Here is a 20,225-nt window from a genome sequence, read left to right as displayed (position 1 = left end):
GAAGAAGACGCTGGACGCGAGCCCGCCCGCCGTGACTGCACCGAAAGGTTAGCCGCGTCAGTCGTAAAACTCCGGCGACATCTTCTGGCTGTCGCGCTGGATCTTGTCGTGGTTGATCCAGAGCTGCGCCTTCTCCTTGCCGAGGGTGTCGGCGATCTTCTGCATCGAGGCCGCGCTCTGGTCCTTGTTGGCGTTCATGCTGGGCACACGGCGGTTGTCCCAGTTGTCTTTGAAGTGCACCGCATCGCCCGACAGCACCACGGCGCCGGTCTTCGGCAGCTTCACCAGCAGCGACTGGTGTCCCGGCGTATGGCCGGGCGTCGACAGGATGGTCACGCTGCCGTCGCCGAATACGTCCTTGTCGCCCGCAAGCAGCTCGACCGGATGCGACGGCTTGAATCGCGGCTCGTTGTTGGCACCGGGCCAGTCATACTCGGCCTTCTGCACGTAGAGCGTGGCTTGAGGGAATAGCTCGACATTGCCGGTGTGGTCGGGATGGGTGTGCGAGACGGCCATCATCTTGACGTCACCGGGCTTGAGGCCGAGCTGTTCGAGCTGGGCGGCAAGCGTCTTCGGCCGCCGCCAGGTCACCGCCTTGGGATCCGCGGGCGCAAGACCATTCGGCATCGCGGCGACTGCGTCGGCGATGCCGGTGTCCCACAGGAACCAGCCCTTGGCGTGCTTGACGAGATAGCAGCTGTCGACGAAGTCCATCGTCTTGCCTTCGTTGAGGCCGGGCGTCCACCGCGAGATGTCGCCGGCGGTGCCCTCCCCGCAATTGAGCACGTAGAGCTTTTCGACACCGGTCTTTTCCGATTGCGCCAGCGCCGCATGGCCGGACAGAGCGAGCGCGGCGACGGCGAGAGCGAGCATGATCCTTGGCGTCATTCGTTCCTCCCTTGCAGCCATTGTCGGCTGTGACCGAGGGTCAACCCCGGCCAGTTCGCAGAATTCCCGCAGACCGCTTCAATGCGGGCAGGTCTCGACCTCGACGGTGATATGGCTGAGGCCCTTCAGCCCGGCGAGCCGCTTCTTGTAGACCGCCGGCTGCTTCGGCTTGTCCGAGACCACCGACACCAGCACGGCGCAATGGCCGGGGCCGACCTGCCACAGATGCAAATCGGTGACGCGATCGTCGCCGACCTCCATGCGCGCCCGGATCACACGCTCGAGCTTCTCGTCGGCGCGCACGTCGAGCAGCACCGCGCCTGATGCCTTGATCAGGCCGAACGCCCAGCTTGCGATCACGACACTGCCGATCAGGCCGACCGCCGGATCGGCCCAGGCCCATCCCGAATACATGGCGACCACGAGCGCGGCGATCGCCAGCACCGAGGTCGCTGCGTCCGCCATGACGTGGACATAGGCCGCGCGGAGATTGTTGTCGTGGTGGTGATGATGATCATCATGATCATTGTGATCATCATGCGCATGACCGTGATGGTGGTGATCGTGGCTGCCGCGGAGCAGCCAGGCACTGGCGAGGTTAACGCACAGGCCGAGGGCAGCGACCGCGATGGCCTCGCCATAGACGATCGACACCGGCGTGAACAGCCGCAGCACGCTCTCATAGGCGATCTCGACCGCGATCAGGCCGAGGATGACCGCGCTGGCGAAGGCGGCGAGATCGCCGAATTTGCCGGTGCCAAAGCTGAAATGCGAGCTCCCCAGGTGCCGCCGCGCAAAGCGATACGCGAATGCGGCAATCCCCAGCGCCGCCGCATGCGTGCCCATGTGCCAGCCGTCGGCGAGCAGCGCCATCGAGCCGAACAGCGAGCCGGCGACGATCTCGCCGACCATCATGACCAGCGTCAGCACGACCACGAGCCAGGTGCGCCGCTCGTTCTCGTCGTGCTTGTCGCCCAGAAAGGCGTGGTCATGGGTCCATTGTTCGATGGAATGGGAATGCATCGCAAAGTCTCCGAAAGGTCCGGGCCGTTGACCCCTAATATAGACCTGCGAGTCTTCTGGGCAAAATCGCCGGAATGAGCCGATTGACAGGTCGGTGCCGTTTCGGTGTAATGAAGGCCATGGGGATTTGAGCGATCTCCCCACGAGGCGACATGCCCAAGTATCGCGTCCCGTTTCTTCTTACGAGGGCGCATCATGTCTTCCTACACGACGATATCATCTGAAAAAATGGCACGGCTGATCGGCACGGCGAATGCCCCTGTCCTGATCGACGTGCGCACCGACGAGGATTTTGCCGCCGACCGGCGGCTGATCCCCGGCTCGATCAAGCTCAGCCACGAAAATGTTCCCGACTGGGGCGCCAACTTCGCCGGCCGTTCCGCGATCGTCTCGTGCCTGCGCGGCGAAAAGCTCGCGCAGGGCACGGCGGCCTGGCTCAGGCAGCTCGGCGTGCAAGCCGAGACGCTGGAGGGCGGCTTCGAAGGCTGGAAGGCGGCAAAACTGCCGCTGGTCGACACCCGCAAGCTGCCGCCGCGCGACGCCAAGGGGCGAACCGTCTGGGTCACGCGGGCGCGGCCCAAGGTCGACCGCATTGCCTGCCCCTGGCTGATCCGCCGCTTCGTCGACCCTACGGCCGTGTTCCTGTTCGTGGCGCCTTCGGAAGTGGCGGCCGTCGGGCAACGCTTCAACGCAGCCCCCTTTGACATCGAGAACGTGTTTTGGAGCCACCGTGGCGAGCTCTGCACCTTCGACGTGATGATCGAGGAGTTCGGGATTGCCGCGCCGGCGCTGCTCCGGCTGGCAACGCTGGTGCGCGGCGCCGACACCGGGCGGCCCGACCTTGCGCCGGAGGCACCCGGCCTGCTCGCAGCTTCGCTCGGGCTGTCGCGGATGTATGATGACGACCTCGAACAGCTCGAAGCCGGCATGCTGCTCTACGACGCCTTCTATCGCTGGTGCCGTGACGCTACGTCTGAGACCCACAACTGGCCGACCAACAAGGCGAAGGCTTGATGGATACGCGTACGATCGAAGCAGGAGCTGATGCCGGTCACGGCGTCAGCTTCAGTGAAGCGTTTCGCGTCTGGCTCCGTGTCGCCTGCCTGAGTTTTGGCGGGCCCGCGGGCCAGATCGCGGTCATGCACCGCATCCTGGTCGAGGAGAAGAACTGGATCTCGGAAGCCCGTTTCCTCCACGCGCTCAATTACTGCATGCTGCTGCCGGGCCCGGAGGCGCAGCAGCTCGCGACCTATGTCGGCTGGCTGATGCATCGCACCGCCGGCGGGCTGATGGCTGGCGGTCTGTTCATTCTGCCCGGCATCATCGCCATCATGGGCCTGAGCTACGTCTACGCCGCCTACGGCAATGTCAGCTTCGTGGAGGCGCTGTTCTTCGGCTTGAAAGCCGCCGTGCTCGCCATCGTCGTCGAGGCCGTGGTGCGGGTCGGCAAGCGCGCATTGAAGAACCGCATCATGATCGCGCTCGCCGCGATCGCCTTCGTCGCGATTTTCTTCTTCGCGATCCCCTTCCCGGTCATCATCATCGCCGCCGGCATCATCGGATATATCGGCGCCAAACAGGGCCGCCCGGAATTCGCGCCGGCCGGTCACGGCTCTGCCGGCAGCAGCGCCGTGATCGACAGCATGCTCGGCGACGCTGTGCCCGAACATGTACGCCCCAACACCGCGCGCGCGATTCGCGTCGGCGCGCTCTGGCTTGCGCTCTGGCTGGTGCCGGTGATCGCGCTGTTGCTCGCTGTTGGACAAGACAATGTCTTCAGTCACATCGCGCTGTTCTTCTCGAAGATGGCGCTGGTCACCTTCGGCGGCGCCTACGCAGTGCTGGCCTATGTCGCCCAGCAGGCGGTCGAGCATTATCACTGGCTCAAGCCGCACGAGATGCTCGACGGTCTCGGCATGGCCGAGACCACGCCGGGCCCGCTGATCATGGTGCTTCAGTTCGTGGGCTTCATGGCCGCCTACCGCGACGCCAGCGGCCTGTCGCCGATGCTCGCGGCCACGCTCGGCGGATTGCTCGCGACCTGGGTCACCTTCACGCCCTGCTTCCTCTGGATTTTCGTAGGCGCCCCTTACGTCGAACGGCTGCGCGGCAACAAGGGCCTCGGCGGTGCGCTCAGTGCCATCACCGCTGCCGTCGTCGGCGTGATCCTCAACCTCTCGATCTGGTTCGCGCTGCACACGCTGTTCCGCGACACCGTGCCGGTGCACACCTTCCCGTTTGCCTTCGACATGCCGGTCCTGACCAGCGTCGATATCCCTGCGCTCGTGCTGTCGATCGCGGCCGCAACCGCGATCTTCCGATTCAAGCTGGGGATGTTGACGGTGCTGGCCGGCAGCTGCGCGGCTGGTGTGGCGCTGCGGCTGGCGGGGGTGATTTAGGACGCGGAGTCATTGGTACGTCGCGTCCGGTTTGCCAATGGAAGGCGTCACTAAGCCGTCAGAGTTGCATGGCGGCTGCTATCGACCACAAGCCGGCATCGCTGCCGCTAACTCCGTGGCCCCGGCTGCGGTGGCGACGGTTTCGTTTCCGGCTGCTGCGATGACGTAGCGGGGGGTTGCTGCTGCTGAGCATTGACCGGCTGCTGATCGCCGCCACCATGCGGGACACACGTCCCAACGTTGCTCAGCAGTCGTTTGGCTTCGACATCGCGAGCTTTCTTGTAGTCCCTGCGCCGGTCGATCCTTGCCGCAGCCATGCGATCCCACGCCTCGAAGGCATCAGCGTAGTGCTGTCGCATTTGCTCTTCTGCGGCGAGACAATCACTGAACTTGTCGAACACAAGATCGGTGTTGACGGGCGAGACGCCGCTTACCAAAACCACCAGCATCCATTTCATAGCTTCTGCCTGCGTTCGCCCCGCTCACGGGAACGACGAGGCCTTGGCAAAGTTCCCAGCGGCTTTGCAAGCCCGCCGGCTGATCCATCGAGGTGGGCAGATGGATCTAGCTACAAACTTCAACACTTTCGTTGACCGAGCCGAACGACTTCCGCTCTGCCCTCAAAAGCTAGCGTCTCTCGGCACGCGCCTCGGGCGAAAGCCGTCACCCTCGCCTCCGCATGCCCGTCGGGCAAAACAGCCGACCACTTCCGCCACACTTCCTGTCAAGCCCACCTCGCAAAATATTCCGCTTTACCGAAATTCGGATTTGACGTACAAGCGACACACCCTGGCCCGAGACGAGGGGCGGATCGCGATCGTCACGAACCGCGGGTTGGGTAGCGATGGACGCGACGGCGTCGAGTACGATCGGCATTGCAGGGCGGCTTCGGCTGTGAGCAATGGCTTTCGTGCCTACGACACGACGCCGAAAGCGTTTTCGCATGGCCTCGGGTGTGAGCACACGCCAGCACTCGAAGTTCCAGCGAAGACGTGCGCGGACGAACAAGTCGTGTGGTCCTGACGCCCGGGGTCTGTGCGTCAAGTCCTGCGGTGATGTGGCGGCCCGACCGGGCGCGCGCATCAGTCATCTGCATGGCGACGGGGGCAATAGTGCATCGCTCCCCGGGGAGAGCACGAAGGACACGTTAAAACCATCGCGCAGGGAAGGCCGGGCGATCCGGCGAACCTGTGATCCACCCCGTGTGCATTTCTATCGCCCACGGATCTGCGGGTGCCAGCCGGCGCCCGGTCTTCCCTGCGCCCTTGTCTCAACGAGGGCAATGCGCCGACGCAAAACTCGGGCGGAACGCGCCGCGAGAGGGCGAACGCTCGTCCGTTGTTTGAAACGTGTATCGGCGCGACGACTAGTCTAGCCCACTCTCCGTGTCATCGTCCGCGAAGGCGGGCGATCCAGTATTCAACGGCGGCATTGTGCGAACCCAGCGGCGCCTCGGAGTACTGGATGCCCGCCTTCGCGGAGCATGACACTGTCGTTTTCGCTCTACCGCATCATCATCCGCGCAATCGCTTCCCCGATCACCACCGTCGTGAAGTGGGTGTTGGCCCGGCAATCCGACGGCATGATCGAGGCGTCGGCGACGCGCAGGCCCGTAATACCCTTCACCGTACCATCAGGATTGACCACGCCGTCGGCGTCGTTGACACCAGTCATCCGGCAACTGCCGGCAGCGTGCTGGATATCGCCGGTCTCACGGCGCAGCAGCGTGTCGAGTTCGTGATCGGGCAAGGCCGCAGCCTGGGGCAAGCTCAAATCCGTGTCGGCGAGCCGGATCCAGTCCGCGATGCCTGATAGCGCCGGGTGGGTGGTGATCACGGCCAGCCGCTTCACCGCATCCTTCATGCGCAGCATGTCGCGGGGATCGGCCAGCATGTTTTCCTCGACGACAGGATCGATCGCAGGATCGGTCGAGGCCAGCTTGAGCGTTCCACGCGAATACGCGTTGAACAGCCCGGCGCCGATGGCCCCCGGCACGCCGATGCCGCGATGATTGAAAGCGATCATGATCATGTCGCGCTTGCCGCCGTCGGCGAGGCCCGACGAATAAGTCACGCAGCAATTGGTATGGCGGGTGTCCGGATCGGTCGGCCGCAGGTTTTCGTGGAGCTGGATCGTGGCGCGAAACAGCGGGTGGTCGAAGAAGTGCCGGCCGACCGGCAGGTCGCGCTCGACCGCGATCCCCATCGCCTTCAGCTCATGCGCGGGTCCAATGCCCGAGCGCAGCAGGATCGCCGGACTGTGGATGGCGCCGGCGCACAGCACGATCTGGCGCGCGCTGATCTCGCTGGTGCCCTGCCCCTCGATGTGAACGCGGAGGCCGGTCGCCCTTCCGTCGCTGATCAGGACCCGGTCGACCAGTGCATGCCCGCGAATCTCGAGATTGGCGCGGCCGCGCGCGGGCTCCAGATAACCCTCATTAGTCGTGATGCGGCGGCTGTCGCGGCTATTTATGGGATAGCAGGCGACGCCCTCGCCGTCCGGGCCGTTGACGTCGGCGCACCAGGGATGGCCGCTCGCCAGCGCCGCATCGCGCAAGCCGCGATCGATCGGTCCCCATTTGTCCGGCAGCGCGCGATAGACCGGCAGCGGTCCGCCGCGTCCGTGGCCGGCGGCGTCGCCGAATTCCAGATCATCCTCGATCACCGAGAACAACGGCATCACGTCCTTCGCCGACCAGCCGGTGCAGCCATTGGCGGCCCATTCGTCGAACGCAGCGGCGACGCCGCGGATGGCGATCTGGCCGTTCATCATCGACGAGCCGCCGAGCCCCTTGCCGCGCCAGTAGAAGCGCGGCTCCTGGCCGGCCACACGGCGCGTCAGAAGATCCGGCCATTGCCATTTCTCCTGGTACTCGCGCTTGTGGATGATCGGGATGGGATTTGGCGTCATCACTTCCCAGGGCGCCTCGTCGGCGCGCCAGTCCAGACCCGCCTCGAGCAGCAGGACGCGCCGCGCGGGATCTTCCGAGAGCCGCGCCGCAACGGCGGCGCCGGCGGAGCCGCCGCCGACAACAATGACATCGTACATCGGGCTACTTCTCAACGTTCCAGAACACCGGGATGGCTGACGGTATCAGACCGCGCAAACTGGCGCGAGAGGCGGCAGGCTGGGCGAATTGGCCCCACGGTATTGCGGGTGCCTGATCGTACATGACGGCCTGGATCTCGCCTGCGATCTTCTTGCGATCCTCCTCGGCGGGCGCCTTGGCAAAGGCCTCCATCAGCGGCGTGATGCGCGCGTCACACTGCCAGCCGGTGAAGTCGGCGCAGTTGAAGGCGACCATGACGTTGGTCAAGGGCGAGCCGAGATCGAAACCGCCGGCGTGGACGCCATAGACGCTCCAGCCCTCCTTCTTGGCGCGGCGTGCCAGCACGCTCGCCCAGTCCATCACTTGGAGATCGACGGTGAAACCGGCCTGCTTCAGCCGCTCGGCCAGCACCTGCGCCGAGACGCGCGGGGCTTCGAGATCGTTCGCCTCCATCACGATAACAGGCTCGCCGGCATATTTCGTCGCCTTCAGTGCCGCCCTCGCCGCCTCGATCGACGGGCTCACCGCGGCCTCGGTGCCGGCCTTGCTGTCATAGGTGGTGCCGCAGGTGAAGTATGTCGCGCAAGGGGCCGCGTATTTGGCGTCCAGGCCGAGTGCGTCCAGCACCTCGCGCTGATCGACCAGCTTCCACAGCACGCGCCTGATGGCGGGATCGTCGAACGGCTTCGATGCGGCGTTGAGGCGATAGGCGCCCGCGAACATGTTGCCGCCGGTGAAATTGACGAGTTTCACGCGAGAGTTCTTCTCAAGCGTCGGCAGCAGATCGAACGGCGCATACTGCATGAAATCGACTTCGCCGGCCTGCAGCGCGGAGGCTGCGGTCGCACCATCTGGAATGACGCGGATCTCGAGCGTGTCGATGTTGACGCGCTTGCCGCCGGCGAGGAAGTCGGCAGGCTCGGGACGCGGCACATAGTCGGCGAATTTCTTCAGGACCATGCGGTCGCCGGTGCGGTGATCGGCCTTGCTGTAGACGAACGGGCCAGAGCCGACGATCTCGGTGATGCGCTGGTCGCCGGGCGTTTTGGCAATGCGCTCGGGCATCATGAAGGCGACCGGACTGACGGGATTGCCGAGCGCGTCGATGACGAGACCAGATGGCTCCTTCAGCGTCAGCACGAAGGTTTTTGCGTCGGTGGGCTCGAGCGAGGTCGTGATCGCGAAGATGCGGCGGCCGAGCGCACTGCGGGTGCCCCAGCGGCGTAGCGAAGCGACGCAATCGGCGGCCGTGACCGGCTGGCCGTCATTCCATTTCAGGCCGTCGCGCAGCGTGAAACTGTAGGTCAGGCCATCGGCCGAGACATTCCAGTCCTGCACCATCTGCGGCTTGATCTCGCCTTTGGAATCCTTCGCAAACAGCGTGTCGAACACCATGTAGCCGAAAGTGCGCGTAATGTAGGCCGTGGAGAAATGCGGATCGAGCGTGACGATCTCCGCCTCGAGCACCGCGACGAGATTACCCGCCGCATGCGCCGGCGGCGCGGTCAGCGCCAACGCGAACAGCGCTGGAATGAAAGCCTTCAGTTTGGACATTGGTGCCTTTTGCCTTTTGACCAGCTGTTTGCTGTCGCCAGGAAAAGGCAATGTTCGTGCCCGTTCGAGGAAGGCACTCATGCGCTCACGGCTATCTGCCGCGCGTTTGCGCGCTACACCCTGGCTGTCATCGCCCGGCTTGACCGGGCGATCCAGTATTCCAGAGAAAGCTATGATTGAGCCGAGAGGTCGCGGCGTACTGGATGCCCCGCCTGCGCGGGGCATGACACTGTCGATATGGCGACGGCGAGCCCTACCCGATCACCCTGCCGAACTTGTTCGACTTCGGGAATCCCTTCGGCGCGAGGCGGCCAGCGTCACCGCGGTTGCCTTTCCACTCGGCGAGCTCCTTCATGGTCGCGGAGAATTCGCGGCCTGCGGAGTCTTTCCAGGTCAGGCCCGCCTTGGCGTCGAACACGGCGACGTCGGAAAGACCGCCGTCCTTGTATTTCTGCAGGCGCGCACCGCGGCCACGCGGCATCTCCTGCACCTGGTCGAGCGGGAAAAGCAGCATCTTGCGGTTCTCGCCGATGACGGCGACGGTATCGCCGAGCACCTCGGTAACCGTGCGCGCCTCGTTCGGCATGTCGACGTTGAGGACCTGCTTGCCCTTCTTGGTGGTGCCGACGCAGTCGTCCTCGTTGACGACAAAGCCCTGGCCCTCGTGGCTCGCGACCAGGAATTTGCGTCCGCCCTTGTTGACGAACAGCACGACGGGAGCGGCCTCCGGCTCCAGGTCGATGAACTGGCGGATCGGCTCGCCATGACCGCGACCGCCCGGCAGCTTTGCGACATCGAGCGAGTAGAATTTGCCGTTGGTGGCGAACAGCAGCAGCTTGGACGTGGTCTCGGCGAAGAAGGCAAAGCCGAGCTTGTCGTCCTGCTTGAAGGCAAGCCCCGAGAGATCCTCGACATGGCCCTTCAAGGTGCGGATCCAGCCCTTGTCCGAGACGACGACGGTCACCGGCTCGCGCTCGACCAAGGCCTCCTCGATGGCGGCGAGATCGTGCTCGGGCGCATCGGCAAAAGTGGTGCGGCGCTTGCCGAGCGGCGTCTTCGGCCCGAACATGTCGCGGACCTTGGCGACCTGCTCACTGACCTTCTTCCACTGCTCGGGCTCGGACGCCAGCAGTCCCTCGATCCCCTTCAGCTCCTTGCGCAGATCCTTGTCCTCGGTGCGGATCTCCATCTCCTCGAGCTTGCGCAGGCTGCGCAGCCGCATGTTGAGGATGGCTTCGGCCTGCACCTCGGTGAGCTTGAACGCCTTGATCAGCGCCGGCTTCGGCTCGTCCTCGTTGCGGATGATCCTGATCACCTCGTCGATGTTCAGATAGGCAATCAGCAAGCCGCCGAGAATCTCCAGCCGGCGCTCGATCTCGGCCTTGCGATGGTTGGTCCGGCGGATCAGCACGTCGCGCAGATGGTCGAGCCATTCGCGCAGGCACTCAGCGAGCCCCACCACCTTGGGGACGCGGCCCTTGATCAGCACGTTCAGGTTCAGCGGAATCTTGTTTTCGAGCTCGGTCAGCCGGAACAGCGATTCCATCATCAGCGCGGGATCGACGTTCTTCGACTTCGGCTCGATCACGATGCGAACGTCTTCGGCCGACTCGTCCCTGATGTCGCCGACCAGCGGCAGCTTCTTCTGGTCGAGCAGCTCGGCGATCTTCTCGATCAACCGCGACTTCTGCACCAGAAAGGGTATCTCGGTGACGACAACGACCCAGGTGCCACGCGCGCCCTCTTCCTGCTCCCATCGGGAGCGGACGCGGAACGAGCCGCGGCCGGTGGTGTAGGCTTCAGCGATCGCCTGCTTGGAATCGACGCAGATGCCGCCGGTCGGGAAATCCGGACCCTTGACCCATTTCAGCAGCGCTTTGGATTTCGCGTCCGGTTTCTCGATCAGATGCAGCGCGGCGTCGCAGAGCTCGGCGGCGTTGTGCGGCGGGATCGAGGTCGCCATGCCGACCGCGATACCCTGCGCACCGTTGGCGAGCAGGTTCGGGAAGCCGCCGGGCAGCACGATCGGCTCTTTCGACTGGCCATCGTAATTGGGACGGAATTCGACCCCGTCCTCATCGATGCCGTCGAGCAGAAGCCGCGCGACGTCGGTCATGCGCGCTTCGGTGTAGCGATAGGCGGCGGGATTATCGCCGTCGATATTGCCGAAATTGCCCTGGCCGTCGACGAGCGGGTAGCGCGAGGAGAAATCCTGAGCGAGACGCACCATGGCGTCGTAGATCGCCTGGTCGCCGTGCGGATGGAACGAGCCCATCACGTCGCCGACGATTTTGGCGGACTTCTTGAAAGCCGTGCCCGGATCGAGCCGGAGCAGGCGCATGCCATAGAGGATGCGCCTATGCACCGGCTTCAGGCCGTCGCGGGCATCGGGCAGTGCGCGGTGCATGATGGTGGAGAGCGCGTACGCAAGATAGCGCTCTTCCAGCGCCTCACGCAGCGGCACCTCGTGAATTTCGGCCGGTTCCTCCGGCGGAATCAATCGTTTTCCCATGCCGCCCGGTTAAACCGTGGAAGCGAATCGGGCAAGGATCGATTGGTTCCCTGTGGGCGGCCTACTGGCCGGCCCAGCCTGCGGTGAAGGTCTGGGTGGGTTGGGCGTTTTTGGCCTGCGTGGTGGCCGGGGCATTGGTCAGGCACCGCCGGGCCGTCTCGATCTCGGCCTCCGTCGCGCCCTTGGACCGCGCCCATGCCTCTGCGGCTGCAGCAGAATATTTGGCCACATAGAATCTGACGACGGTACAGGAGGCACGGCGAAAGACGCCCGGCTGCTCACCCGCGAGGGCGTCCGGCGCCAGCGCCATCAGCGCTGCCGATATCACAAGTCCCTTGATCAGCATCAGGATATCCCCGGTTGGAACCCCGGGGGCAAGTCAGGGAAACCCGATTTCGTTCCACGGCGGGCCGACATATTGCGACAATGCAGAGCCGCGTTTGACTCATGGCGCGGGAATCGCGGCCTTTGCCTGCTGCCGCGTCAACGCGCTGATGAAGCCTGCCCGCGCGTCGGAATGGCCTTGCCCGCGCGGCTCCAGCACGTGGCGCAACAGGAAAAGGCCGGTCAGTCGAAAGCCGTCCTGAAGATCCTCGTCGGTGAGGTCGCCCTGCACCTCGCCCTGGCGCAGGAACGGCGGCAGCCGCAATAGCCGGTCGCGCCACGGTTCGCCCGCCCCGCGCGACACCGCGCCGCCGGATTTGGGCGAGACGTAGATCAGGTCGGTGGTCTCTCCGGTTACGGCGCAGTTTTCCAGCGCCAGCCCGAAGCCGAGCTCGGTGAGCATTGCCAGTTCGAAATGGATCACGTGTACGGCGGCGCTGCCGATGTCGTCGAAATCGTCCAGCGAATGTTCGAGCAGCGCCAGGAGGTTTTCGTGCGGATCGCGCTCCGGCAGCAACCGTGCGATCGAAGCGAGGTGGGTGATGCCGTAGACTCCGTGGGATGATCCCAGCAGCGTCGCCGCCCGCAGCTTGAGGCCCTCGATGGCATAGGTGCCGAGATGCTCGTCGAGCCGCGCCCGCCACACCACGCTGAGGCTGTTGCCGGGCTGCAGCAGCGGCCGCATCCGCGAGCCGGCGCCGCCGCGGACGAGACCGAGATGGCGGCCGTGCGCACGGGTCAGCAGCTCGACGATGGCGCTGCTCTCGCCATGCCGCCGCACCCCCAGCACGATGCCTTCGTCGGTCCATTCCATCGGTGAAGTCTAGCGGATTCCGGTCTTCAATCGTAGGGCGGATTGGCGGGAGGCCGGAAAGTGAAGCGCCGCCAATCCACCCGACGCGGCCTCACGCGTTGAACCAGCCCTGCGCGTCGCCGCGGAACGAGAAATACAATCCCATCGCCGTCAGCACGCAGGAGACGATCTCGATGGCGCTGTCGAGTTCCATGCCCTTCTCGCCGATGATCTGGCCGAGCGAGATCACCGACAGTACGAGTGCTGCCGCCAGCACCCAGCGCGGCCAGTTCTTGCGCCCGCGCGCGGCCAGCCGGACGAAATAAACCAGCAGCAGGATCATGCCGCCGGCAAGCAGCGACGACGTCATGATCATCTGTTCGGTCATCTCGGCAGTCGGCGTGCGGTCCTGCACCGCCACCGACAAGGCATCCAGCATCAACGATGCATAGAGCAACGCTTCGAAGCGCCGTACGTTGCTGGGTACGCTCATCGCCGACCGATCTTTTCTTGGTTATTCTTTGGGAAATTCCAGGCCCATCTCGCGGTAGCGATCGGGATCGTCGCTCCAGTTCTCGCGCACCTTGACGAACAGGAACAGGTGCACCGGCACGCCCAGGATCTCGCCGATCTCCTTGCGCGAGTCCGCGCCGATCGACTTGATGGTGGCGCCGCCCGCGCCGAGCACGATCTTGCGCTGGCTTTCGCGCTCGACGAAGATCGTCTGCTCGATGCGCACCGACTTGTCCTTGCGCTCATCCCACTTGTCGGTCTCGACGGTGGACTGGTAGGGCAATTCCTGGTGCAGCTTGCGAAAGATCTTCTCGCGGGTGATCTCGGCCGCAAGCTGCCGCATCGGCGCGTCCGACATCTGGTCTTCGGGATAGAGGAACGGCCCCGGCGGCACGATCTCGGCCAGTGTATGCCTGAGGTCGTCGACACCGTCGCCGGAGATCGCCGCGATCATAAACGTCTGTGCGAAGGCCATGCGCTCGTTGGCGGCCTGCGCCAGCGCCAGCAGCTTCTCGCGCTGGACCAGGTCGACCTTGTTGATGACCAAAATCTTCTCGTGCTTGACGCTGGCGACCTTGGTGAGGATCGCCTCGGCTTCCTCGTCGATGCCGGCCTTGGCATCCAGCAGCACGCACACGAGGTCGGCGTCATGCGCGCCGCTCCAGGCGGTCGAGACCATGGCGCGGTCGAGCCGGCGCTTGGGCAGGAAGATGCCGGGCGTATCGACCAGGATGATCTGCGAATTGTTCTCGATCACGATGCCGCGGATCAGCGCGCGCGTGGTCTGCACCTTGCGCGAGACGATCGTGACCTTGGCCCCGACCAGCGCATTGACCAGCGTGGATTTGCCGACGTTCGGCGCGCCGATCAGCGCGACGAAGCCGCAGCGCGTCGCGGTGGGTGCCTCGCCGCTTGCTTCAACCGTCATTGCCGCCGCCAACGCCTTCACGTTCGATCATCACTGAAGCTGCCACTTTCTCTGCCGCACGCTTGCTGCCGCCGATGCCTTCCGCCGGAGCGAGTCCCGGAAGATCGACCGCGACGCGGAATTGCGGATCATGATGCGGGCCGGTGCGCTCGACCTCGCGATAAACAGGCGTCGGCAATCCCTTGCCCTGCGCCCATTCCTGGAGAACGGTCTTGGGATCGCGCAACGGACGCCGCGGCTTGTGCATGCGCTCGGTCCAGTTGCGCTTGACGAAATCGGCCGCCGCCGCGTAGCCGCCGTCGAGGAAGACGGCGCCGATCACGGCCTCGCAGATGTCGCCGAGCACGCTCTTGCGCAGGCGCGCGTCGGCGCTGGAGCCGACCGAGCCGAGCTTGATGTCGTCCAGCAGACCGAGCGACTTGGCGACATCGGCGCAGCTCTCCTTGCGCACAAGTTCGGCAAGTCGCTTGGACATCTCGCCTTCGTCAGCGTTCGGGAAGGCGTGATAGAGCATGTCGGAGACGACGAGCCCGAGCACGTGGTCGCCGAGGAATTCCAGGCGCTGATAGCTGTCGCCGCGCTTGCGCCCGGACTTCAACGCGGAGACATGCGTGATGCCTTGCATCAAAAGGTTCGGATCGGCAAAGCTGTAGCCGATGCGTGCCTCGAGCCCCGCGTTCGCATCCGAGCCCCTGGCCTTGCTGCTCCGCACCCGCTTCTTCTTTGCGGGCGTCTTGTTTTCAGGCGTCTTGCCCTCAAGGCTCTTGGTCGCAGCTTCGCCGTCGGGGCCCGCTTGCGCCTCGGTCGGCAGGGTCGCGATGTCCTTGGCTTCGTCTTTCATCGGACGATTTTGAAGAAGCGATTCCAGCGCACCGCCCACGGCCAGCGCCAGAACATCCATGCATGCTCGCCTTCGGCGATCGAGAAGAAGATCATCTGGGCGCGCCCGATCAAATTCTCCTGCGGCACGTAGCCGACCTGGCCGAGAAAGCGGCTGTCGGTGGAGTTGTCGCGGTTGTCGCCCATCATGAAGAAGTGGCCGGTCGGCACGGTGTAGACGTTGGTGTTGTCGACGTAGCCGTTGTCGGCGCAGTCCAGCGTCTCGTAGGACACGCCGTTCGGCAGCGTTTCCTTCCAGCGCTTCACCCGGGAGACGCCGCTGCCTTCGGCGCCGCAGGGATCCTCGCCGACAAATTCGCTCATGCGCTGCCGCTCGACCGGCGTGTCGTTGATGTAGAGCAGCCCGTCCCGCATCTGGATGCGGTCGCCGGGCAGGCCGATCACGCGCTTGATGTAGTCGGTGGAATCGTCCTTCGGCAGGCGGAATACGACGATGTCGCCGCGGTTCGGGTCCGAGCCCCAGATCCGCCCCGAGAACAACGGCGGTGAGAACGGGATCGAATAGTGGCTGTAGCCGTAGGAATATTTCGAGACGAACAGATAGTCGCCGACCAGCAACGTGGCCTTCATCGAGCCGGATGGGATGTTGAACGGCTGAAACAGGAAGGTGCGGATCACCAGCGCGATCAGGAGAGCGTGGATCACGACCCGGATCGTTTCGCCGACGCCGCTCTCAGTTTTCGTTCCTGAAGTCACGCTCATTGCTCTCTCAATTCCGGCGGGCGGTCACAGCGCGCCCTCCTCCCGCGAACAGCCCATCGCTCGCGGCCCAAGGAGATTGTCCTGATTCTGATAATGAGGGCCAATTCCGGCGTAAAGCCGAATTCGCCCAGCCTGATTTGCGTCCGCGGACTTTTAGACGGTTGTCGGAGGCCACGCAATCAAGGATCGCATCAAAACTGCATAAGCATTTGATTTTGAATGCGAATTATAAAATGATCGGTGCCCAATCAGGGTTTGTCCAGCGGCACGGCGGAAATGATGACGAAGGCCTGTGCCAACGGCCAGTCATCGGTGATCGACAGGTCGATCTGCGCCGCGAACCCCTCCGGCGTCAGGGCCTGGAGCCGGGCCAGCGCCCCGCCCGTCAATTGCATGGTTGGCCGCCCTCCCGGCAGGTTGACCACCCCCATGTCACGCCACCAGACGCCGCGCCTGATGCCGGTGCCGAGCGCCTTGGAACAGGCCTCCTTGGCGGCGAAGCGTTTGGCGTAGGTTGCCACCACCATCTTCTCGTTCTTGGCGCGCCGTTCCGCCTTGGCCCGCTCGGCCGCGGTGAAGATGCGGTCGAGGAAGCGCTCGCCATGGCGGTCGATCACCTTGCCGACACGGGTGATGTCGATCAGGTCGGAGCCGATGCCGATGATCATGCCCGGCTCCGGCCGCGGTCCATCGCCGCGCGCATGCTGCGCACCGTCTCGGCGAGACCGACGAACAGGGCTTCGCCGATCATGTAGTAGCCGATGTTGAGCTCCATGATCTCAGGCAAGCCGGCGATCGTCTCCGCCGTCGCGTAGTCCAGCCCGTGTCCGGCGTGAACCTCCAGCCCCGCTTCGTTCGCCAGCTTCGCCCCTGCCACGATTCGCCGCCATTCGGCCTCGGCCTTGTCGGCGTGACCGTCGACGACGGCGTCGCACCAGGCGCCGGTGTGGATCTCGATCACGGGCGCGCGCAGCCGCGCCGCCATCTCGATCTGGGCGGGATCGGCCGCGATGAACAGCGACACCCGGATGCCGGCATCGTTCAGCCGCGCGATACAAGGCGCCAGCGCATTGTGCTGTCCGACGACGTCGAGCCCGCCTTCGGTCGTCACCTCCTGGCGCCGCTCCGGCACGAGGCACACCGCGTGCGGCCTGGTGGCGAGCGAAATGCGCATCATGTCGTCGGTGGCCGCCATCTCGAAATTGAGCGGCTTGGAGATCTCGGCTTTCAGCCGCGCCATGTCCTCGTCGCGGATGTGCCGGCGATCCTCGCGCAAATGAGCGGTGATGCCGTCGGCGCCGGCCTCGATCGCCAGCAGCGCCGCGCGCACCGGATCGGGATTGCGGCCGCCGCGCGCGTTACGCAGGGTCGCGACATGATCGACATTGACGCCGAGGCGGAGCGGAGGTGCAGGCATTTCAGGACTCACGGAATCATAGGGACAGACCAGGACGGAAGGCGTCTATCCATTAACACGTTCGGCGCGGGCGACGACCGCCTTCGCGCGCAGCTGGGCCAGGATCGCGCTCAAATGCTTGAGATCGTAGACTTCGAGATCGATCGTCGTCTCCGTGAAGTCCGGTGAGCGGCGCTGCATGCTGATGTTGTCGATGTTGCCGTCGTGCTCGGCGATCACGGTCGCGATCTGCGCCAGCGCGCCGGGCTCGTTGACGTTCTCGACCTTGATACGGGCCGGAAAGCGCTGCGGCGCGGAGTCCTCGATGTCCCAGCGCACGTCGAGCCAACGCTCCGGCTCTTCCTCGAAATCCTTCAGGGCCGGCGCCTGGATCGGGTAGATGGTGATGCCCTCGCCCGGCGTGACGATGCCGACGATGCGATCACCGGGCACCGCGCCGCCGTTCGGCGCGAACTTCACCGGCAGGTCGGAATTGATGCCGCGGATCGGGATCGCGACCGGGCTGCGCGGCGGTTCGGACGACTTCTCCTTGAGCTTGCCGGGAAGCCCCTTCTTGACGCCGTAGCGCGCGATGCGCTCCTCCTTGTAGTCGGGATACATCGCACGCGCGACGTGGGAGGCCTTGATCTCGCCGCGTCCCACAGCCGCCATGACGTCCTCGATCGAGGTTCGTGCCAGTCGCGGCAGCGCGCCCTTGAGCTTGTCGTCGGCGTATTCGATCTTGGCGCGCTCGAACAGGCGCTCGACGATGCGCCGGCCGAGACCGACATATTGATCGCGCACCGCAGTCCTGGTGGCGCGGCGGATCGCAGCGCGTGCCTTGCCGGTGACCGCGAGCGTTTCCCAGGCCGACGGCGGCGCCGCTTGCGCTTCCGAGGTCAGCACCTCGACCTCGTCGCCGTTCTGGAGCTCCGAGGACAGCGGCGCAAACTGGCCGTTGATCTTGCAGCCCACTGCGCTGTTGCCGACGTCGGTGTGTACGGCATAAGCGAAGTCGATCACGTTGGCATGGCGCGGCAGCGCGATCAGCTTGCCCTTCGGGGTGAAGCAGAACACCTGGTCGTGGAACAGCTCGAGCTTGGTGTGCTCGAGGAATTCCTCGGGGTTGGCGCTCTCCGAGAGAATGCCGATGGTGTGGCGCAACCAGGCGAACGCATTGGACTCGCGCTTGAGGAATTCGGTCGGCGAGCCCACGCCTTCCTTGTAGAACACGTGCGCGGCGATGCCGCGCTCGGCGATTTGGTCCATCGCCTCGGTGCGGATCTGCAACTCGACGCGCTGGTTGCCGGGGCCGATCACGGTGGTGTGGATCGAGCGGTAGTCGTTCTGCTTCGGCGTCGAGATGTAGTCCTTGAACCGGCCGGGCACGACCGGCCAGTTGGTGTGGACGATGCCGAGCGCGCGGTAGCAGGCCTCGATGTCGTTGACGACGACGCGGAAACCGAAGATGTCGGACAATTGCTCGAAGCCGACCGACTTGCGCTCCATCTTGGTCCAGATCGAGAATGGCTTCTTCCGGCGGCCATAGACCCGCGCCCCCAGGCCCCGGTGGCGCAGATTGTTCGAGAGCTGGTCCTCGATTTCGCCGATCAGATTGCGGTTGCGCTCGGCCAGCGCATCGAGCCGCTGCATCACCACCGAATAGGCTTCCGGGTCGAGGGTCCGGAACGACAGGTCCTCCAGCTCCTCGCGCATCTCCTGCATGCCCATGCGTCCGGCCAGCGGCGCATAGATGTCGAGCGTCTCCTCGGCAATGCGCCGTCGCGATTCCGTCGGCACGAAGTCCAGCGTGCGCATGTTGTGCAGGCGATCGGCGAGCTTCACCAGGAGCACGCGGACATCGTCGGCAATGGCCAGCAACAATTTGCGCAGATTCTCGGCCTGCTTGGCCTCCCGCGATACCAGTTCCAGCCGCTTCAGCTTGGTCAGGCCCTCGACCAGCGCGCCGATCTCGGGCCCGAAGATCTGGTCGATCTCGGCCCGCGTCGCTTCGGTGTCCTCGATCGTGTCGTGGAGCAGCGCAGCCACGATGGTGGCGTCGTCGAGCTTCAGGTCGGTGAGAATCGCCGCCACTTCGAGCGGATGGGAGAAGTACGGGTCGCCCGAGGCGCGGGTCTGCGAGCCATGCGCCTTCATGGCGTAAACATAGGCGCGGTTCAGCAGATCTTCGTCGGTGTTGGGATTGTAGGACCTGACGCGCTCGACGAGGTCATATTGACGCATCATGCGTGCGCGAGGCTTCGCCGGGCGCGCCACCGGCGCAGTCGGGGCCACAGCAACCGATTCGGTTGCGGCCTGCATCTGCGTTGGTGTGCGGCGTCGATATACCATGCCGTCCTGCCTTCAAACGGACCACGACAGAGCCCGTTGTATACATCTTAGCTCCGATCGCGCGCGTGTCCGATCAATTCAGTGACAGGGGCAGGCGCTAACCGACGACGCTATGGTAACCACGAAAACGCAAACAAAAGCAAAGGCCCGAACAACGGTTCGGGCCTTTGATCAGATCACAAAGAAGTCGATGAGCGCGACGGGACGATTTACTCGTCCTCCTCGGGCTGCTCCTCGGGAGGCGCGAGGCCTTCGAGACCCTTCAGGAGCTCTTCTTCGGTCATGCGCTCAACCGCGACTTCGGTATCGTCTGCATCCACGCTTGCACCGGCGGAACCGATCAGCGGCACAGTGTCCGGCTCGGGCTCGTCGACCTCGACGAACTTCTGCAGCGAGTGCACCAGTTCCTCGCGGAGGTCCTCCGGCGAAATGGTGGTCTCTGCAATTTCGCGCAAAGACACAACAGGGTTCTTGTCGTTATCGCGGTCAACCGTTAGTTGTGAACCAGACGAAATCATGCGGGCACGGTGGGCGGCCAGCAGGACCAGGTCAAACCGGTTGTCGACCTTGTCGATACAATCTTCTACGGTGACGCGAGCCATCGACTGTCGCTCCGTTGTGGGTGGGACGAAATATGTGGATGAATGCCGGTAGTTATAGGTGCCGGGAGGGTTTCGCAAGGCCAATTTGTGATTTGGCCTCGCCAAACGGCTCTGCTACCCCCACATTGGGGCTGGGATGGGTGGTTTCCCGGGCTGCCGGCGACGGCGGCGCCGGGAGTGTGCGAGTTGGCCATAACTATACCTTGATTGCACCGACTTCTCCGGATTTG

The 20,225-nt window shown here is 64.4% G+C and carries 18 protein-coding genes; 2 read left to right on the top strand and 16 right to left on the bottom strand.

Features of this window, described 5'->3' with window-relative positions:
- Positions 1–57: 57 nt before the first annotated feature.
- Together BRA1253DRAFT_RS39100 and dmeF are read right to left on the bottom strand one after the other, a co-directional pair.
- The gene (locus tag BRA1253DRAFT_RS39100; RefSeq protein ID WP_007603411.1) at positions 58–888 is read right to left on the bottom strand and encodes an N-acyl homoserine lactonase family protein; all 831 of its coding nucleotides are present in this window, start codon (positions 886–888) and stop codon (positions 58–60) included.
- A 78-nt stretch (positions 889–966) separates the two neighbouring features.
- Positions 967–1,911 carry a CDF family Co(II)/Ni(II) efflux transporter DmeF gene (dmeF, locus tag BRA1253DRAFT_RS39095; protein ID WP_007603410.1) on the bottom strand — a complete coding sequence of 315 codons (945 nt, stop codon included), beginning with the start codon at positions 1,909–1,911 and terminating at the stop codon, positions 967–969.
- A gap of 195 nt (positions 1,912–2,106) precedes the next feature.
- On the opposite strand from dmeF, the gene BRA1253DRAFT_RS39090 reads away from it, so the two are divergent.
- Together BRA1253DRAFT_RS39090 and chrA are read left to right on the top strand one after the other, a co-directional pair.
- Entirely contained in the window at positions 2,107–2,925 is an 819-nt protein-coding gene (locus tag BRA1253DRAFT_RS39090) for a chromate resistance protein ChrB domain-containing protein (RefSeq protein ID WP_007603409.1), read from the top strand.
- Entirely contained in the window at positions 2,925–4,310 is a 1,386-nt protein-coding gene (gene chrA, locus BRA1253DRAFT_RS39085) for a chromate efflux transporter (protein ID WP_007603408.1), read from the top strand. Before BRA1253DRAFT_RS39090 ends, chrA begins: the two co-directional genes overlap by 1 nt.
- 107 nt (positions 4,311–4,417) lie before the next feature.
- On the opposite strand, the gene BRA1253DRAFT_RS39080 is transcribed toward chrA, so the two are convergent.
- The 14 genes from BRA1253DRAFT_RS39080 to rpoZ form a co-directional block, all read right to left on the bottom strand.
- Positions 4,418–4,768 (bottom strand): hypothetical protein, encoded by a 351-nt coding sequence (locus BRA1253DRAFT_RS39080; protein ID WP_007603407.1) that lies wholly within the window; start codon positions 4,766–4,768, stop codon positions 4,418–4,420.
- Positions 4,769–5,813: 1,045 nt separating this feature from the next.
- Positions 5,814–7,358: a GMC family oxidoreductase gene (locus BRA1253DRAFT_RS39075; RefSeq protein ID WP_007603405.1), complete on the bottom strand. Its 1,545-nt coding sequence runs from the start codon at positions 7,356–7,358 to the stop codon at positions 5,814–5,816.
- Positions 7,359–7,362: 4 nt separating this feature from the next.
- Positions 7,363–8,913, bottom strand: a complete 1,551-nt coding sequence (locus tag BRA1253DRAFT_RS39070; protein WP_007603403.1) for an ABC transporter substrate-binding protein — start codon at positions 8,911–8,913, stop codon at positions 7,363–7,365.
- 253 nt (positions 8,914–9,166) lie between these two features.
- Complete coding sequence (gene parC, locus BRA1253DRAFT_RS39065) at positions 9,167–11,425, bottom strand: DNA topoisomerase IV subunit A (RefSeq protein WP_007603402.1); 2,259 nt, start codon at positions 11,423–11,425, stop codon at positions 9,167–9,169.
- Between the two features lie 61 nt (positions 11,426–11,486).
- Complete coding sequence (locus BRA1253DRAFT_RS39060; RefSeq protein ID WP_007603401.1) at positions 11,487–11,771, bottom strand: hypothetical protein; 285 nt, start codon at positions 11,769–11,771, stop codon at positions 11,487–11,489.
- Positions 11,772–11,870: 99 nt separating this feature from the next.
- Positions 11,871–12,623 carry a DNA repair protein RecO gene (gene recO, locus BRA1253DRAFT_RS39055; RefSeq protein ID WP_007603400.1) on the bottom strand — a complete coding sequence of 251 codons (753 nt, stop codon included), beginning with the start codon at positions 12,621–12,623 and terminating at the stop codon, positions 11,871–11,873.
- Between the two features lie 91 nt (positions 12,624–12,714).
- On the bottom strand, positions 12,715–13,095 hold the full coding sequence (locus tag BRA1253DRAFT_RS39050; protein WP_007603399.1) for a hypothetical protein: 381 nt from the start codon (positions 13,093–13,095) through the stop codon (positions 12,715–12,717).
- 21 nt (positions 13,096–13,116) lie between these two features.
- Positions 13,117–14,043 (bottom strand): GTPase Era, encoded by a 927-nt coding sequence (era, locus tag BRA1253DRAFT_RS39045; protein ID WP_007603398.1) that lies wholly within the window; start codon positions 14,041–14,043, stop codon positions 13,117–13,119.
- Positions 14,033–14,884: a ribonuclease III gene (rnc, locus tag BRA1253DRAFT_RS39040; RefSeq protein ID WP_007603396.1), complete on the bottom strand. Its 852-nt coding sequence runs from the start codon at positions 14,882–14,884 to the stop codon at positions 14,033–14,035. The genes era and rnc overlap by 11 nt, the downstream gene beginning before the upstream one ends.
- Positions 14,881–15,645 (bottom strand): signal peptidase I, encoded by a 765-nt coding sequence (gene lepB, locus BRA1253DRAFT_RS39035; protein WP_007603395.1) that lies wholly within the window; start codon positions 15,643–15,645, stop codon positions 14,881–14,883. Before lepB ends, rnc begins: the two co-directional genes overlap by 4 nt.
- Positions 15,646–15,893: 248 nt before the next feature.
- A complete protein-coding gene (acpS, locus tag BRA1253DRAFT_RS39030; RefSeq protein ID WP_007603394.1) occupies positions 15,894–16,313 on the bottom strand; it encodes a holo-ACP synthase in 420 nt (139 codons plus the stop codon).
- On the bottom strand, positions 16,310–17,062 hold the full coding sequence (locus tag BRA1253DRAFT_RS39025) for a pyridoxine 5'-phosphate synthase (protein ID WP_007603393.1): 753 nt from the start codon (positions 17,060–17,062) through the stop codon (positions 16,310–16,312). The genes acpS and BRA1253DRAFT_RS39025 overlap by 4 nt, the downstream gene beginning before the upstream one ends.
- Positions 17,063–17,107: 45 nt before the next feature.
- Positions 17,108–19,393: a bifunctional (p)ppGpp synthetase/guanosine-3',5'-bis(diphosphate) 3'-pyrophosphohydrolase gene (locus BRA1253DRAFT_RS39020; RefSeq protein WP_007603392.1), complete on the bottom strand. Its 2,286-nt coding sequence runs from the start codon at positions 19,391–19,393 to the stop codon at positions 17,108–17,110.
- A 209-nt stretch (positions 19,394–19,602) separates the two neighbouring features.
- The gene (gene rpoZ, locus BRA1253DRAFT_RS39015; protein ID WP_007603391.1) at positions 19,603–19,995 is read right to left on the bottom strand and encodes a DNA-directed RNA polymerase subunit omega; all 393 of its coding nucleotides are present in this window, start codon (positions 19,993–19,995) and stop codon (positions 19,603–19,605) included.
- Positions 19,996–20,225 lie beyond the last annotated feature (230 nt).

It is taken from the genome of Bradyrhizobium sp. WSM1253 (assembly GCF_000244935.1).
In the GTDB taxonomy this organism is placed as follows: Bacteria; Pseudomonadota; Alphaproteobacteria; order Rhizobiales; family Xanthobacteraceae; genus Bradyrhizobium; species Bradyrhizobium canariense.
This window is presented reverse-complemented; position numbering and strand designations above follow the sequence as displayed.